The sequence below is a fragment of the Streptomyces mesophilus genome (assembly GCF_011044995.1).
In the GTDB taxonomy this organism is placed as follows: Bacteria; Actinomycetota; Actinomycetes; order Streptomycetales; family Streptomycetaceae; genus Streptomyces; species Streptomyces mesophilus.
In genome coordinates this window covers 71091-87211 of the sequence record NZ_JAAKZW010000005.1, presented here as the reverse complement: position 1 = coordinate 87211, position 16121 = coordinate 71091, and the positions used below count along the sequence as shown (strand labels likewise).

Below are 16121 nucleotides of genomic sequence, written 5' to 3'. Positions count from 1 at the left end.
CGGCCGGGTTACGTGGGGTGGATTCCCGTCGTATACGTGAGCTGGAGGTTCAGCAGGTGGCTGACGCACATGAAGTGCCCACTGCCCGTCCGGGCGAGGCCGGCGAGCCGGTGCCGCCGTACCGGTTCGAGCGGCAGTCGCGACCCGGTCTGGAGTCACGGATGTCGACGCCGCCTCGCTACATGGCGCCGCGCTATCGCGGGTCGGACAAGCTCCAAGGCAAAGCGGCGCTGATCACAGGTGGCGACTCGGGGATCGGCAGGGCGGTGGCCGTGCTGTATGCCCGCGAGGGCGCCGACGTGGCGATCGTGTATCTGCCCGAGGAGCAGGAGGACGCCGAACAGACCCGCGAGGTGGTCGAAGGCGAGGGCCGACGGTGCGTGCTGATACCGGGTGACCTGTGCGATCGGGACTTCTGCCGGGAGGCGGTCGACACCACGGTGGACACCTTGGGCGGGCTCAACATCCTGGTGAGCAACGCGGCCCGCCTCAACAGCCAGAACTCGCTCGACGACCTGAACTTCGAGGAGTTCGATCTGGCCTTCAAGACGAACGTCTACGCCTACTTCCACCTCGTCCAAGCGGCCCTGCCCCACCTGGAGCGCGGGGACGCGATCATCGCGACGGCATCGGAAGAGGGTCTCAAGGGCAGCGACATGATGATGGATTACGCGGCATCGAAGGCCGCGCAGATCGTCTTCACGAAATCGATCGCCTCCCACCTGGCCAAGCGCGGTGTTCGCGCGAACGTCGTGGCGCCCGGACCGACCTGGACCGTCCTGAACCTCGCCGGCCAGCGTTTCCCCGACGACTACCTGAAGCAGAATCTCGCCTCCGCCGATCCGATGGGCCGAGCCGCCCAGCCGGAGGAACTCGCCCCGGCCTACGTCTACCTCGCCGCGGAAGCCGACTCCAGCTACACGATCGGCGAGACCATCGCGGTCACCGGCGGAATGACCGACAGCCGCTGAACCAGAGGCCACGACGGCGGGTCACCCCGGCCCTGTTCATCTGCCCCACCCTCGTTCAAGGAGCAACACGCCATGCATGCCCTCTCCCTGGTCTGCACACTCAACGCTTCCCCCACGTCCTCCAGCAGCCTGTTGCTGTCGGACCAGGTCTGCGCCGAACTCGACAAGCTCGGCGTGACGAGCGAGACGATCCGGGTCGCCGACCACGATGTCCGCCCCGGCATCGGGACGGACATGGGCGAGGGCGACGCCTGGCCCCTCCTGCGCGAGAAGGTGCTGCGCAGCGACATCCTCGTGATCGCCACGCCGATCTGGCTGGGCCACCCCTCCAGCGTCTGCCAGCGAGTTCTTGAACGGCTGAACGCCGAGTCCTCGCAGACCGACGAGCAGGGGCGCCCCCTGCTGTACGGCAAAGTCGCCGCGGTCGCCGTGGTCGGCAACGAGGACGGCGCGCACAAGGTCAGCGCCGACGTCTTCCAGGCGCTGAACGACGTCGGCCTCTCCCTCGCCCCCGGCGCTGTCACGTACTGGGTCGGCGAAGCACAGCAGGGCACCGACTACCAGGACCTCGACACAACACCTGAGGCCGTGGCGGACACGACCCACACCCTCGCCGTGAACACCGTTCACCTCGCGAAGCTCCTGCGGGAGCACCCCTACCCGGCCGGATGACGCCCGTCAGCACGGACACGGCACGCGCACGGCCCTCGCATCCCTCGTATCCCTCGTATCCCTCGCAAGACAGGAAGACCACGCTGATGAGCAACCCGCCGCAGGACCCCACGACGAAGCACCCGCAGCCGGAATTCGCTCAGCAGGACCAGGAGCCTCCGGGCTGGAGCGGCCCCATGGACCCGCCGCCCGACCACGGCGAGGAGTCCTACCGGGGCAGTGGGTTGCTGCACAACCGGGCGGCGGTGGTGACCGGAGGCGACTCCGGAATCGGGCGGGCTGTTGCCCTGGCCTATGCCCGCGAGGGAGCGGACGTGCTGTTCACCTACCTGCCGTCGGAGGCGGAGGACGCTCGGGTGACGGTCGGCCTCGTCGAGGAGGCAGGGCGCCGCGGCCTGGCCGTGCCGTGCGATATCCGGGAAGAGGAGCAGTGCCGTCGCCTCGTCGAGCGGGCCGTCGCGGAGTTCGGGCACATCGACGTTCTGGTCAACAACGCGGCGTATCAGATGTCCCAGCCGCAGGGCATCCAGGACATCACCACGGAGCAGTTCGACCGCGTCATGCACACGAACCTGTACGGCATGTTCTGGCTGTGCAAGATGGCCGTACCGCACATCCCTCCGGGCGGATCCATCATCAACACCACCTCGGTGCAGGCCTACAAGCCGAGCCCTCATCTGCTCGACTACGCCATGACCAAGGGCGCCATCGTCACGTTCACCCAGGGACTCGCGCAGATGCTGGTCGAGAACGGCATCCGCGTCAACGCCGTTGCCCCGGGCCCGGTCTGGACGCCGCTGATCCCGGCGACGCTGCCCGACACCAAGGCGTTCGGCAAGCAGGCCCCGATGGGCCGTCCCGCCCAGCCCGCTGAGATGGCGCCCGCCTATGTGTTCCTGGCATCGGAGCACGCGAGCTTCATCACTGCCGAGATCATGAACGCCACCGGAGGAACACCCCTGCCGTGATCCCCGCGGCTCGGCGCCGACTGCAACCCCCACGGAACTCATCCCAACGGCCGCATCAGCGCGCCGCCCGGCCGTGGCTGCCCCTTGAGTGGTGCTCACGACCAAGGGGGGTCCGCCATGCCCTGGGAGACACCCGTGAGATTCGCCAGAACGACCGTAGCCGTCACCGCCGCGGCCCTGCTGTCCCTGCCCGTCACGGCCGCATCCGCCGCGGACGCCGACCCCGAGTATCCGAAGGGGAACCCTCCGGCCACCAACTGCCTGCCGTCCTTCTACAACCCGCCGACCGGGCAGAAGGACAAGCCCGCCGGGCACTACTACGACGAGGCTCCGGACAAGAAGACGGCCTTCTGGTTCTTCGCCCAGTCCGGAACCGGCAGCCTGCCTCTCGCGCCCGCACTGCTCTCCGAGTTCAAACGGGTCGGCGTCAAGGCCGAAGGCATCTGCCCGGTGGGCGTGCTCAAGGACGGCGCCGGCCTGTGGACCCCGGTCGGCGCCGAGGGGTACAGCAACATCAACTTCGTCAACGGCCGGATCTGGTACCCGGGCGGCTGGAAGTTCACGAACACCAAGACCGGCCGCTCGCTGCGCACGGACGGCTTCTGGCTGCACGACTTCCCCCTGATCACCAAGGCCAGCGGCAACATCTACGTGGACGAGAAGCGGTCCCCGATGATGATCGAGATGGCCCACTACAACACCGCCGAGTTCTACGCCGACCTCATCAACCCCCGTATGAACGACGGCAAGTTCTCGGCCGGCCCCCTCGACTGGAAGTTCAAGATGTCCGAGCCGTACTCCAAGCTCTTCAAGGAAGTGCTCGGCGTCACCATCGCGCCGGACGAACACGTGATCAGCCTGCAGATCAACGCGGCGTTCGTCCCCGGCCAGAACATGCCGCTGAAGCCGGGCCTCGCGAAGGACGAACCGGGCGCGAAGTAGCGCCGGACCACAGCCCGCGCCGGAGTCCCGACAGGGGACCCCGGCGCGGGCTCTTGTGTGTGCGGGCCGAACGTTTCCTGCCCTGTCCGCGTCCAAGCGGTGAATGCCGGGAGACGGGGAGTGGAATGCGGGGGAGTGGAATGCGGGCTGGCAGAGGGTTCGCCGCCGTTGTGGCGGGCGTGATCGCGCTGTGCGGGTGCGGGGGAACCGATATCTCGGAGGGGCTGGTCACGAAGCCGGAGTCCGCCGTGTCCGCGCCGCCCTCGTACGACGGCCCGCTGAAGGCGCGTACGCCCGGCTGGGTCCGGGAGGACAGTCCGCTGGACGGCGGGGGCGCGGCTCTGCTGACCCTCGAGTGCGCGGGGGAGCCATACGAGGCGGGATCCCCGCACGACCGCGGGAGCAGCGTCAGCGCGGAATCGGCGGAGGCGGCGTTGCAGAAGCATCTGGACCAGGACCCGTCCTGGCAGATCGCCCCGGAGCGCGGCTACCGCGTGGAGAAGCGCGAGGACAAGCGGGTGCTCTTCTCGTACGACGTGGACGGTCGCACCCGCGCCGGGATGATCGCTGCCGAGGACGTGCAGGGCACGGACGGCTGGACCGTCGAGACGTACGCGCTGTGCGACCCGTCCGAATACGCGGCGCGCGAGCGCGACGACTTGGACCTGAGGGTGTGGGCCGACGTGAGGGGGCGTGGGGTGGACACCCGCAAGGTGCACAGCGCGATGGGGCCCGAGCACTGCGACTGGCAGTCGGCGGAGTTCCTCACCCTCGGCGAGGGCAGGGAAGGGCGTGGCTACTACCGCGACCCCGAAGGCGCCCTGGCCGACATCGACCGGCTCCACTCCGCGTACTCCGGAGACACGAAGCTGCCCGCCGACGCGGTCGACACCGGCTGGCGGCACGACGGGCGCGAGTTGTGGCTGTCCGCCGACGAGAAGAACGCCTACGTGCGCGGGGACGGCGGCAAGGTGGAGCGGTGGCCGGGGAGCAGCGAACGGAATCTCTGCAAATGACCGCTGCCCGCCATGTTACGCCTGCCCCTGGCGCTCCGGCTGGCAGCTGCGCATCCGAACTGAGCCACCCCACGGACGTGTTCGGCACGCTTCGATACCGTCTGCCGCCATGACCGAATACAACGCAGACACCTGGCCCAGGTCGAGGACGGTCACTCACACGCCTGTGGCTCGCCGTCCCCGCGGGCGAGCCCTGGGACTCCGTGGACTGGAAGAGCGACCCGGACTGGGCGTTCCGCACGGCTGCCGACCACACCCCCGCCGAACTGCTCACCCTGTGGCGGGACGCTGTGGCCCGCTCGCGAGCGATCGTCGACAAGGCGCTCGCCCAGGGCGGCCTCGACCAGCTGGGCGCCTACGTGACGCCCGGCGGAGAGCGCCCCAACCTGCGCCGCATCCTCCTCGACCTGCTCGAGGAGTACGCCCGCCATGCCGGGCACGCCGACCTCATCAGGGAGTCCGTGGACGGCCTGGTGGGGGAGGACCCGCCGAAGTGACCGTCGAGGGGTGACGTTCGGCCAACCGTGGTGCGGCGTTCCATCGTTCGGGGGGCCCGAGGTGCGGGCTTCGGCGTGTTGCGTTCGGCTGGACGTGGCACCCGCAAGCAGCGGGCTGCCCCACGAGGTGCCAACGCTGTGACTCGGTCAGTCCGGGGGCAAAGGGCACAGGACTGAGAACGAGGTACGCCATGTACGCAAGAACTCTGGCCGTCGGGACCCTCCTCGCCGGAGCCGCCCTGGGCCTTGCGGGCCCGACGGCCCAGGCGGTCGAGGCCGGCGCGGTCGCGGTGACCCCGAGCAGCGCGGGCCCCGGCCAGTCCGTGCGCATCGGCGCGTCCGGCTGCGCGAGCGCCAACCCCAACGCGTCGGCCCGTGCCTACTCGGACGCGTTCCCGACCGCGTCCCTGACGGCCGTCGGTGGCGCCGGCGAGGTCAGCGGCACCTCGAATGTCTTCAGCGGAGCCAAGGCCGGCACCTACACCGTCACGGTGGTCTGCGACGTCTCCAACCCCAGCCAGAAGTACACCGGTTCCTTCACGGTGACCGGCTCCTCCACCACCCCGCAGGGCGTACGCGGCGGTCTCGGCGGCTCCTTCGAGGACGCGGGCCCGGGCACGATCGCGGCGGGCGCGGCCCTGGTGGCGGTGGGCCTCGGCGCCACCGCGTACACGGTGCGGCGCCGGATGCAGCGCTCTTCCTGACCCGTCACGCGGCCTGCGTCCAGTGCTCCATCCGGACGCAGGCCGCCGCCGTTCCTCAGGACCTCCGCCTAGATCAGCAGCAGGGTCTTGCCCAAAGCGGTGCGGTTTTCGATCGCGGTGTGCGCCTGCGCGGCCCGGTCCAAGGGGAAGGTCTGCCCGATGAGCGGTCGTACGAGCCCTTGCGCCGCCTGGGACATGATCTGGTCCGCCCAGCGCGGGACGTGCGGAGCGAAGCCGAAGAGTTGCTCGATGCCGATGACCTCCACGCCTCGGGCGTGCGCGTCCGCGGGATCGATCAGCGTGGTCCCGCCGCTCGCGGCCCCGTGCACCGAGAACCGTCCGCCCCGGGCCGTCACCTCGAACGCGGCGCGCCCGATCGTGCCTCCCACGCCGTCGAACACGACGTCCGGGCCCGCGCCCTCGGTGACCTCGAGCACCCGCTCGGTCCAGTCCGGCGCGGAGTAGTCGACGGCCGCGTCGGCCCCCAGCTTCCTGATCGCGTCCAGCTTCTGTTCGCCACGGGCGGCCCCGATCACCCGTGCGCCCGCGATCCGGGCGAGCTGCACCAGGAGGCTGCCCACACCGCCGGCCGCCGCTTCGACCAGCACCCACTCACCGCGGCGCAGGCGTGCATGCTCGGCCAGGCCCTGTGCCGTGCTGCCGTCGCTGTACAGGGCGACCGCCTCGGGCAGGCCCAGACCGTCCGGCACCGGAAACAGTTCGGCGGCCGATGCCACGGCCCGCTCGGCGAAACCGCCGGTCTCTCCCGTTGTCGCGAGGACGCGCCGACCCAGCCACGTGGCATCCACCTGCGGTCCCAGGGCGCTCACCCGGCCGGCCACCAAACCACCCGGAACATAGGGCAGTTGGGGCGGCTCATGCCATGGGTCGGTGCCGCGCCGGATCTGCGTCTCGACGAAGGTCATGCCGGCCACCGCCACCTCCACCACGACCTGGCCCGGCCCGGCCATCGGATCCGGCGCCTGCCCCGCAACCAGCTCCTCCGGCCCTCCGAAACGGTGCACTTGGACGACTCGCATGGTGCCCCCTCTTGTTGCCCGTCGAGTGCGAACACACGGAGCATGCAAGATCAACCAAGGTTGAGGTCAAGCGATGAGTGCGGCGGCGGCGTGGCTAGGGTGCCGGGATGATCGAGATTCCGGAGGAGTTCGCGCAGAGCACCGTCGCCCGCGAAGGGGAACAGGGCGCCGCCTGGGTGGCCCGACTGCCGCATATCGTCGACGAGTTGCTGGAGGGCTGGGACTGCGTACCGGACGGGGCGGTGATGCACGGCGGGGTCGGCGTCATCGTGCCGGTGCGCAGCGCCGATACGGGGCCTGCCGTGCTGAAGGTGTCCTTTCCGCATCCGGGCAATGTGCACGAGCCCGACGCCTTCGTCGCCTGGGGCGGACGCGGTGCCGTACGGCTGTACGCGAGGGACGACGATCGGTACGCCATGCTGCTCGAGCGTGCGCAGCCCTCGACGCTCGCCCAGAGCGCCGACCCGGATGAGATGGTCGTGGTCGCCGGCCGGATCAGCAGACGCCTGGCGGTGCCCGCGCCCGCGGGGCTGCCGCGGCAAAGCGATCGGGCCGGACAGTGGGAGCACCGACTGCTCGTCGACGCCGAGGAGTTCGAGGGTGCCCTGCCCGGCCGGGTGGTCCAGGCCGCCTTGGCGACCGTGCGTGAACTCGGTTCCGTACAGCCCGAAGTGCTGATCCACGGTGATCTGCATCCGCGCAATATCCTGCGCGCCGAACGGGAGCCCTGGCTCGCCGTCGATCCCAAGGGGTACGTGGGAGATCCGGCGTGGGACGGGGGCACGCTGCTGAAGTCCATGGGTCTGCTGTTCATCGCAGCCGACGACCCGGGCCTAGAAGTCCGCCGCGCGCTGGAGCTCTTCGCGGATGCGGCGGAGCTGGAGCCGGAGCGGGTGCGCCGCTGGGCGCAGCTGCATGCGGTCGAAGCCGCCTACTGGGCACGCCGGCACGGGTTCCGGCGCGCTCGCGGCGGACCCGAACTCGACCGGCTCACCGCCCTCGCCGGCCACCTCGCGGAGGCGCTGACGTTCTAGCCGCAGGCGCGCCGTGCCTCCCACGGGGTGCGCGGTGTCCTCGGACAGCCGGGAGCGGGGCGCTCCGCCGTGTGGCGCACTCCCGGCGGCGGCGAAGCCACCGGTGCGGCAGCGTGCTGGCATGCGCCGCCTACTGACTTCCGCCATGCTCCTGGCCACCCTCGCGGGCGCCACCGTGACGGCCGCGGCAGGCCAGCCGGTACGGGGATCGGACGAGCCCGACCGTCATCCGGACCGCTCCGGCCGCATCCTGGACACCCCGGGCAGCGACGGCACCAACATCCTGCTCGTCGGCCTCGACAGCCGCTCCGGCCTGACCGTGGAACAGCGCAACCGGCTGCACGTGGGTGGTGTCGCCTGCGACTGCACGGACGTGATGATGCTCGCCCATCTCTCCGAGGACGAGCAGCGGTTGAGCGTGGTCTCGGTGCTGCGGGACTCGTACGTGGAGTACGCCGCACACGACCACCCGCGTCACTCGGGGAAGATCAACGCCGCCTGGCAGCACGGCGGCGGCGACCTCACCCGGCGCACGGTGGAGCAGGCCACGGGCGTACGGATCGATCACTACATGGAGACCGACTTCCAGGGGTTCGCCGGTGTGATCGACCGCCTCGGCGGCGCCACGGTCTGCACCGAGAAGATGGTGTACGACCGGGCTGCCGGACTGCGCCTGACCCCGGGCACGCACCGGATCAACGGCAACAAATCCGTGCGCTACGTCAGGGCCCGCCACGTCAACCCGCCCGGCGACGGCGGCCGGGTCCGCCGCCAACAGCGGCTGGTGTCCGGACTGCTCGACCGGCTGCGGCACTCGGGCGCTCTCGACAGCCCGGCGCGGGCCGTCGCGACCGTCGGTGCGCTGCACGGACTGATCCGCACGGATCCGGGGACCACCCCGGCGCACCTGGCCGCACTCGCCCTGACGGTGGGCCGACTGCGCCCGGAGCAGACCGAGTTCACGAACGTCCCCGTCGCCGACGCCGACCACCGCGTCCCGGGCCACGGCTCCACCGTCCTGTGGGACCGCGAACGCTCCGACGCGCTCTGGTCCGCCCTGCGCGCGGACCGCCCCGTCACCGGCGACCGGCGCATCCAGCCGACGGGCGCGAGCGCGGTGGGTGTTCCGCTGCCGGCGATCCAGCTGCGCGTATCCGACGGGGCGATCGGCTTCGCGCTGCTGCGCATGGGCTTCACCGTCCTGAGCGGCGAGCCCCGCCATGCGCTGCCGCACGACCAGGACAGCACGCTGATCTTCTACGGACCCTCGGCCGCCCGGCACGCCGAGGCACTGCACGCCGCACTGCCCGAGGCCCGGCTGCGGATGGTGCGAGGGCTCGGCCGGACCATCGAGGTACAGGTCGGCCGGGGCGGACGCACGGTGGTGCCGGTGGTGTACGACCGTACGGGCTTCGAGGGCCCACCGGTCACGGGCGACCGGCTGCGTTGTCCTTGATGGCCCACGTCGCGCGTGGCGCGAGGCCCCCACCCCTGGGGGTGAAGGCCTCGCCGTGCTGCGGTGCTTCGCGCTATGTCAGGGTTTCGCACTACATCAGGGTCTGGTCCTGCATCGAGTCGATCAGCTTCCCGATCGCGTCCTGTGCCCGTTGCGCGGAGTCCTTGAGGGCGTCGGCCGAGTCCTCGGGTGCCGCGTCAACAGCTGCTTCGAAGAACACGTCCAGCGCCTGCTCAAGCTGCCGGTTCATCGCGACCACGGGCGCAGCCAGGAAGGGCTGAGTCGCGAAGACCCCACCCTTACCGGTGACCGTGTGGGCGTACTTGGTGACCGCGTCCGCCAGCAGCGGGATTTCGGTGGCGGGGTCCGCACACAGGGACTGGCCGGAAGCAGCCTGCTGGAGGGTGCCGTGGAGGTTCTGCGCCGCGTGGTTGGTGCTCAGCATGTAGTCGGTGAGCGCGGTCGCCGCGTTTGCGGGCGTGATGCGGTTGGCCGCCTCGGTCGCCGCGGTGAACTGCTTCGCGATTTCGGGGCACGGGAGTGCGGCACCGGCGGCGGGTGCTTCGGCTGCGGTCGCGAGGGTGACCGTGCCGGCGGTGAGGGCGAAAGCGGCGGTGAGAGCGGCGATGGATCGACGCATGGGCGACTCCTTGGTGGGGTTCAGGGACCCGACCAGTCGAACAATCCGGGGCGTTGGTCGGCCACCCGACTCGAGGCGCGTTGCACTGAATGGAGGATCGACTCCCGCGATCGGCGCAGCGCACTCCGCGATTGCGCCCCTCACCCCCGGTCGTACACGGTCACCGCGATGTCGCGCGCGCAGAGCTCCTCCACGATGAGCGGCTCGATCCGCTCCCACTTGCCGCCGGCGAGGCCGCAGCCGATGCGCGGCATGTGCACGGAGGCGCCCTTCTTGGTGGCGTGCCCGGCGAGCGCGGTGAGGCACCGGCGTACGGCGTCGTAGCGGATCGGTGGGCCGGCGCTGCCGGTGCGCATGCCGCGCTGGCCGACCATGTTGGCGACGTGGATGTCGTGGCGGACCTGGACGAGACGGACCGCACCGAGCCCGAAGTCGTTCTTCGACCGTTCCCGATGCCACCGGCGGTAGTCGCGCTCGGGCTCGGGCCAGCGGCGGGACAGGGCCAGCACGAAGCCTTTGCCCCAGCCGCCCAGGTCGTTGCACACATGGGCGATGATCTTCTGCCCCTTGGCCTGCGGTTCGGTCGCGTCTCCGCGGATGACCGACAGTGCACGCATGGTGTCCCCCTCCTGAAGCCCGCCCCGGCTCACCGGCCGTCCGCGGCCTTGGCCGCCTGTTCGACTCGCTCCCGATGCGCCTGCCACTCGGCCGCTTCAGTGGTCGGCAGGCTGCTCTGGTTCGGAGTCCAGCCCGCCGTGCCGTCGATCAACTCCCGCACGATATCCGCATGTCCGGCGTGCCGCTGTGTGTCGGAGAGCACCCGAACGATCAGGTGGTGCAGGGTCGTGGCCCGCCGGTGCTCCGGCCACCACGGCACCCGGCCGATCGCATCGAGGCCGTGTGCGGCGAAGGTCTCCTCGGCGTGCGCCCACGCGGCCCGGTACAGCGCGACGATCTCCTCGCGCGACTCGTCCGCGGTGGCCCACATGTCCGCGTGCGGGTCGTCGCCGAGCTCGGTGTACCACCACGGCGGCGGATCTCCTTGGAAGTACGGGCGGCCGAACGAGTCGCCGAAATAGCCCAGTTCCACACCCGTCAGATGCTTCACCAGGCCCAGCAGATTCGTCCCCGTGGGTGTCAGCGGCCGTCGCGCGTCGTACTCGGACAGCCCGTCCAGCTTCCACACGAGGGAATCCCGGGCCGCCTGCAGATATTCGAGGAGGTCTTCCTTGGGGGTCGGTGCGTTGGGCGTCGGTGCGTTCATGCGGGAAGTCTCGCAGCCGCCACTGACAACGGGCCGCGTGGCGGACACAGCGGTGCAGGGCGCTCCGGTCAAGCGACGGTGGCCATCGCGGTGGGTTGCAGGAACTCGAGCCGGTTGCCCACCGCGTCGAACGCGTAGAAGCGTTCGTGGCCAGGGAAGTTGTCATCCCAGGTGACACTCACTCCGTGGTCTTCCAACCGCTCGGCGAGCGCGTCCAGCGAGGTCACGAGGATGCCCGGATGAGCCTTCCGGTTCGGGCGGAAGTCCTCTTCGACCCCCAAGTGCACCTCCAGACCGCCACCTCGGAACCAGCACCCGCCGCGCGCCGCCAGCACAGGTGGCTTCTCCAGCTCGGTCATGCCGAGAACGCCGCCCCAGAACTCACGGCAGATGTCCTCGGCGTCCGGCGGGATCGCGAGCTGCACGTGATGCAGACCGACCAGGGTGCAGCCGAGCTGTTCCAGAGCCACGTCGTCCCCTCCGTGATGGAATCTTGACGTCAAGATAATGAGGGTCGGGGTGGTGTGGCAAGGGTGCTGACTCGCAGCGGAGCGCGGCAAGTTGAGAGGGTGATGGGGAGGACCGCCTCGTGGGAAAGGTAGATTCCGCGCCGTGGACACCCGCCAGATACCGCACCCGCCCCGCCGCGTCCCCGTGCTCGGCGACATCCTCGGCGTCTCGCCCCGCACACCGGTCCAGGACTCCGTCCGGATCGCCCGCGAACTCGGCTCACCCCTGTTCGTACGGAAGATCTTCGACAAGGAGATCGTCTTCGTCTGCGGCGCCGGACCGGCCGCCGACCTCTCCGACGAGAGCCGCTTCGCCAAACACGTCGGCCTCGGCATCGAAGCGCTGCGCAGGCTGGGCGGCGACGGCCTGTTCACCGCGTACAGCCACGAGCCCAACTGGCAGGCGGCGCACGACATCCTGGCCCCCGCCTTCACCCAGTCCTCGATGCGCGCCTACCACCCCGTCATGCGGGAGATGGCCCACCGCCTGCTGACCCATTGGGACGCGTCCACAGGGCCGGTGGACGTGGCCGCCGACATGACCAAGCTGACCCTGGAGACCATCGCCCGCACCGGCTTCGGCTACGACTTCGGGTCCTTCGACCGCACCGCACCGCACCCGTTCGTCACGGCGATGACCGGAGCCCTGCGCCACGCCCAGCGGTAGACGGTCCGCCTCCCGGGTCTCGGGAACCTGCTCGCACGGGGCGCGGACCGCCGCAACGCCGAGCGCCTCACGTACCTCACCGAGATCATCGACGACGTGATCCGCGCCCGGCGCACCGCGGGCGACGACCGCACGGACGACCTGCTCGGTCTGATGCTGCACACCCGTCACCCGGAGACCGGCCTCCCGCTGGACGAGGTCAACATCCGCAACCAGGTGATCACTTTCCTGGTCGCGGGCCACGAGACCACCTCGGGCGCCCTCTCCTTCGCCCTGTACTACCTGGCCCGCAGCCCGGAAGTCCTCGCCCGGGCCCGCGCCGAAGTCGACGCCCTCTGGGGACCGCCCGGCGAGGTGCCGCCGAGTCCGGCCTTCGAGCAGATCCCCAAGCTCCGCTACGTCCGCCGCGTACTGGACGAGGCCCTGCGCCTGTGGCCCACCGCCCCCGCGTACGGACGCCAGGCGCGCGAGGACACCGTCCTCGATGGCAAGTACGCGATGCGCAAAGGCGATTGGGCCCTTGTCCTGCTCCCGGCCCTGCACCGCGATCCGTCCGTCTGGGGCCCGGACCCGGAGGCGTTCGACCCGGACCGCTTCGCGCCCGCCGAGGTGCGCGCCCGTCCCGCCCACACCTACAAGCCCTGGGGGACGGGTGCGCGCGCCTGCATCGGCCGCCAGTTCGCGCTGCACGAGGCGATCCTGGTGCTCGGGCTTCTGCTGCACCGTTACGACCTGTCCGGCGATCCCTCGTACGAACTGAAGGTGACCGAACTGCTCACGATGAAGCCGGAGGGCTTCACGCTGGAGGTGCGCCGCCGTACGTCCTAGGCGGAGCCGGCGTACGTTCTGGGCGGGGCCGGCGCAGGTCCTGGGCGGAGCAGCCGGCGTCAGCGGTAGTCGGCGGTGTTCCGCACTTCGCCGAAGCGCGGGAACGTGCGCTCCACGGCGAACTCGTGCTCGTCCGCGGCAAGGCCGGACATCGCGTCCGTCACGAACTCCACCTCGTAGCCGTGATCCGCCGCGGCCCGCGCGGTGGATTCGACGCCCATCGTGGTGACAAGGCCGGCGAGCACCACGGTGTCCACCTCCCGCTTGCGCAGCTGCTCGTCCAGACCGGTGCCGTAGAACGCGCCGATGGTGCGCTTGACCAGCACGATGTCGCCGTCGTGCACCAGACCCTCGGCGAAGTCGCTGCCGGGCGGTTGCTCCGTCACGTTCGGGCGATCCACCCGCACCTGCACCACCGGCCGCCCGCTCGTACGGAACGACGTGGCCAACTCGCGGCAGCGCGCGAGGACTTCCTCGCCGGAGTGCGGGGCGAGCGGCAGGCCGATGATGCGGGGCATCAGGTCGATGAGGATCAGTGCGGAGGTCATAGCGCCCGATCCTAGGGCTCCCCCGGACAACGACTCAGCCGGGCATCGCCCCCAACTGCCGCAACTGGCCGAGGACATCGACGACGCCCCACGCCTCGGCGATGCGGCCGTCGGCGAAGCGGAAGATGAAGATCTCGTCGTACCTGACGGGCCGACCGGTCGGCGCAAGGCCGCGGTAGTCGCCCAGGTGGGTCCCGGTCACCGTGTTCCGTGCGACGACCTTGTCGCCCTCGGCGATGAGGTCCTCGATGTGGACCTGGATGTCGGGGAACGCGCGCAGCAGCGTCGGCCACACCCGGCGGAACGCCTCGAGGCCGGGCAGCTCGGTCGGCACCGGCGCGTGAAAGATGACCTCGGGATCGACGTATTCCTGAATCGTTTTGTCGATCGCCTCGGCGTCGCGGCTGTTCACGACGTCGTGAAAGCGCCGGAAGACTTCCTTGTTGCGCGTGGCGGTGTGGTCGGTGGTGTGCACGTGAGACTTCCTCCGCTGGCCGGTCGGGGCGACTGTTGCCTGTCACCTCTGTGACGAACCCGGGCGGTGTGCTGTGACATCGACGGGGCGCGGGCGGGTCGGCCCTCCGTCGCGCGCCGGTGCCGTAGGGCGTGCGATCAGTCTGTTCCGGCCGGGTTCCGGGGCGTAGCGTGGGGAGCAGGTCCCCCTGAGGGAGGCTGATTCCATGCCGTGGTTCGTGTGGCTGCTCGCAGCCGGGGTGCTCGGTGTCGCGGAGTTCTTCACTCTGACCTTGGTGTTCGGGCTGCTGGCAGGCGCTGCCCTGGTCGCCGCCGTCGTGTCCGGTGTAGGCATCGGCCTGATCGGCCAGCTCCTCGCACTCGGTGGGGCCGCGGCCGCGGGTCTTCTCGTCGTCCGGCCGATCGCGCTGCGCCAGATCGAACAGGCACCGCTGACGCGCGACGGCACCGATGCGCTGGTCGGCCGACGGGCCGAGGTCCTCAAGGAAGTCACCGCGACCCGCGGCCTGATCAAGATCTCCGGCGAGGAATGGTCCGCCCGCACCCTCGACGAAAGCCAGGTGATCCCGGTGGGCGCGTTCGTGGACGTCATGGAGATCGACGGCGCGACCGCCGTCGTCTACCCACGCGAGCTGCTGCCATGAAGGCCGGGATGACCATGCACGCAGTGCAGTTCAGGCACGACTGAACCGATCACGAGGAGGCAGCTATGGATCCGGTGGTCATCCCCATACTCGTGGCGGCGATCGTCGTCGTGTTCCTCGTGGCCGCCACGGTGCGCATCGTCCCGCAGGCGCGTCGCTACAACATCGAACGGTTCGGGCGCTACCGCCGTACGCTGCAGCCCGGCCTGAACTTCGTGCTGCCGATGGCGGACCGCGTCAACACCAAGCTCGACGTGCGCGAGCAGGTGTACTCCTCCGACCCCAAGCCGGTGATCACCGAGGACAACCTCGTGGTGAACATCGACACGGTGCTCTACTACCAGATCACCGACCCGCGGGCCGCGGCCTACGAGGTCGCCGACTATCTGCACGCCATCGATCAGCTCACGGTGACCACGCTGCGCAACGTCATCGGCTCCATGGACCTGGAGGAGACGCTCACCTCGCGCGAGGAGATCAACACCCGGCTGCGTACGGTCCTCGACGACGCCACCGGCAAGTGGGGCATCCGCGTCAACCGCGTCGAGATCAAGGCCATCGACCCGCCGCACACCATCAAGGAGGCGATGGAGAAGCAGATGCGGGCCGAGCGGGACAAGCGCGCGGCCATCCTGCACGCGGAGGGCGAGCGGCAGGCCAAGATCCTGACCGCGGAGGGTACGAAACAGAAGGACATCCTGGAGGCGCAGGGCACCCAGCAGGCGATGATCCTGCGGGCCGACGGCGAGGCGAAGGCGGTGGAGCGCGTCTTCCAGGCCGTGCACCGCAACAACGCGGACGCCAAGGTCCTCGCGTACAAGTACCTCGAAACGCTCCCGCACTTGGCCCGCAGCGACAACAACACCTTCTGGGTGATCCCGGGCGAGCTGACGGAGGCGATCCGCACGGTCACCAGCGCCTTCGGCGACCAGTCGAGCAGCGGTCGGCCCGCACCCGAGCAGGTGGACCCGATCGAGAGCGAAACGGGGACCGGTGAGCTCGAGAAGAGCTCGACGCTGTCGCTGGACGCCGCGAAAGCGGCCGATCAGGTCGCGCAGCAGGCGGCCGCCGCGGTCAGCGACGCCAAGGCCGAGGCCGAGGCGGCGAAGACGAATCGGCTGCCGGGCCGGGGTGATGGGGCCGCGAGTGCCTGAGCCGCACGCTCGGATGGCCGGCGGGGCTGGGCGAGGAGTTGGTGAGACGCCGTCGCGCGCAGCGAAGGGTGGCAGGGCGCGATGCCGTCCGCC

18 protein-coding genes and 1 pseudogene are annotated in these 16121 nt (G+C 70.2%); 12 read left to right on the top strand and 7 right to left on the bottom strand.

Annotation, left to right across the window (positions count from 1 at the left end):
• Positions 1-56: 56 nt before the first annotated feature.
• The 7 genes from G6045_RS03415 to G6045_RS03385 all read left to right on the top strand — a co-directional run bounded on the left by G6045_RS03415 (position 57) and on the right by G6045_RS03385 (position 5770).
• Entirely contained in the window at positions 57-971 is a 915-nt protein-coding gene (locus G6045_RS03415) for an SDR family oxidoreductase (RefSeq protein WP_328707640.1), read from the top strand.
• Positions 972-1043: 72 nt separating this feature from the next.
• Entirely contained in the window at positions 1044-1643 is a 600-nt protein-coding gene (locus G6045_RS03410) for a flavodoxin family protein (protein ID WP_165330254.1), read from the top strand.
• An 86-nt stretch (positions 1644-1729) separates the two neighbouring features.
• Positions 1730-2611: an SDR family oxidoreductase gene (locus tag G6045_RS03405; protein ID WP_165330253.1), complete on the top strand. Its 882-nt coding sequence runs from the start codon at positions 1730-1732 to the stop codon at positions 2609-2611.
• Positions 2612-2746: 135 nt separating this feature from the next.
• The gene (locus tag G6045_RS03400) at positions 2747-3553 is read left to right on the top strand and encodes a hypothetical protein (protein WP_165330252.1); all 807 of its coding nucleotides are present in this window, start codon (positions 2747-2749) and stop codon (positions 3551-3553) included.
• 140 nt (positions 3554-3693) lie between these two features.
• On the top strand, positions 3694-4569 hold the full coding sequence (locus tag G6045_RS03395; RefSeq protein ID WP_165330251.1) for a hypothetical protein: 876 nt from the start codon (positions 3694-3696) through the stop codon (positions 4567-4569).
• A gap of 203 nt (positions 4570-4772) precedes the next feature.
• The gene (locus G6045_RS03390; protein ID WP_328707639.1) at positions 4773-5066 is read left to right on the top strand and encodes a mycothiol transferase; all 294 of its coding nucleotides are present in this window, start codon (positions 4773-4775) and stop codon (positions 5064-5066) included.
• Positions 5067-5257: 191 nt separating this feature from the next.
• Entirely contained in the window at positions 5258-5770 is a 513-nt protein-coding gene (locus G6045_RS03385) for a hypothetical protein (protein ID WP_165330250.1), read from the top strand.
• Positions 5771-5838: 68 nt separating this feature from the next.
• On the opposite strand, the gene G6045_RS03380 is transcribed toward G6045_RS03385, so the two are convergent.
• Complete coding sequence (locus G6045_RS03380) at positions 5839-6810, bottom strand: zinc-binding dehydrogenase (RefSeq protein WP_165330249.1); 972 nt, start codon at positions 6808-6810, stop codon at positions 5839-5841.
• Between the two features lie 107 nt (positions 6811-6917).
• On the opposite strand from G6045_RS03380, the gene G6045_RS03375 reads away from it, so the two are divergent.
• Together G6045_RS03375 and G6045_RS03370 are read left to right on the top strand one after the other, a co-directional pair.
• Positions 6918-7844 (top strand): aminoglycoside phosphotransferase family protein, encoded by a 927-nt coding sequence (locus tag G6045_RS03375; protein WP_165330248.1) that lies wholly within the window; start codon positions 6918-6920, stop codon positions 7842-7844.
• Positions 7845-7965: 121 nt separating this feature from the next.
• The gene (locus tag G6045_RS03370; RefSeq protein ID WP_165330247.1) at positions 7966-9300 is read left to right on the top strand and encodes an LCP family protein; all 1335 of its coding nucleotides are present in this window, start codon (positions 7966-7968) and stop codon (positions 9298-9300) included.
• A gap of 91 nt (positions 9301-9391) precedes the next feature.
• On the opposite strand, the gene G6045_RS03365 is transcribed toward G6045_RS03370, so the two are convergent.
• The 4 genes from G6045_RS03365 to G6045_RS03350 all read right to left on the bottom strand — a co-directional run bounded on the left by G6045_RS03365 (position 9392) and on the right by G6045_RS03350 (position 11674).
• Positions 9392-9940, bottom strand: coding sequence for a hypothetical protein (locus G6045_RS03365; RefSeq protein ID WP_165330246.1), 549 nt, complete (start codon positions 9938-9940; stop codon positions 9392-9394).
• 140 nt (positions 9941-10080) lie between these two features.
• Complete coding sequence (locus tag G6045_RS03360) at positions 10081-10557, bottom strand: macro domain-containing protein (protein ID WP_165330245.1); 477 nt, start codon at positions 10555-10557, stop codon at positions 10081-10083.
• Positions 10558-10586: 29 nt separating this feature from the next.
• Positions 10587-11204 carry a DinB family protein gene (locus tag G6045_RS03355; RefSeq protein WP_165330244.1) on the bottom strand — a complete coding sequence of 206 codons (618 nt, stop codon included), beginning with the start codon at positions 11202-11204 and terminating at the stop codon, positions 10587-10589.
• 68 nt (positions 11205-11272) lie between these two features.
• Complete coding sequence (locus G6045_RS03350) at positions 11273-11674, bottom strand: VOC family protein (RefSeq protein ID WP_165330243.1); 402 nt, start codon at positions 11672-11674, stop codon at positions 11273-11275.
• A 142-nt stretch (positions 11675-11816) separates the two neighbouring features.
• On the opposite strand from G6045_RS03350, the pseudogene G6045_RS03345 reads away from it, so the two are divergent.
• A pseudogene (locus G6045_RS03345) lies at positions 11817-13208 on the top strand (cytochrome P450).
• A gap of 59 nt (positions 13209-13267) precedes the next feature.
• Here the strand turns inward: G6045_RS03345 and G6045_RS03340 are convergent.
• Together G6045_RS03340 and G6045_RS03335 are read right to left on the bottom strand one after the other, a co-directional pair.
• Positions 13268-13756, bottom strand: coding sequence for an isochorismatase family protein (locus tag G6045_RS03340; RefSeq protein WP_165330242.1), 489 nt, complete (start codon positions 13754-13756; stop codon positions 13268-13270).
• 34 nt (positions 13757-13790) lie between these two features.
• Entirely contained in the window at positions 13791-14231 is a 441-nt protein-coding gene (locus G6045_RS03335) for an ester cyclase (protein WP_165330241.1), read from the bottom strand.
• 205 nt (positions 14232-14436) lie between these two features.
• Here G6045_RS03335 and G6045_RS03330 point away from each other — a divergent pair, with 205 nt between their 5' ends.
• Together G6045_RS03330 and G6045_RS03325 are read left to right on the top strand one after the other, a co-directional pair.
• A complete protein-coding gene (locus G6045_RS03330; RefSeq protein ID WP_165330240.1) occupies positions 14437-14874 on the top strand; it encodes an NfeD family protein in 438 nt (145 codons plus the stop codon).
• A 65-nt stretch (positions 14875-14939) separates the two neighbouring features.
• Positions 14940-16028 carry an SPFH domain-containing protein gene (locus G6045_RS03325; protein ID WP_165330239.1) on the top strand — a complete coding sequence of 363 codons (1089 nt, stop codon included), beginning with the start codon at positions 14940-14942 and terminating at the stop codon, positions 16026-16028.
• Positions 16029-16121: the final 93 nt, after the last annotated feature.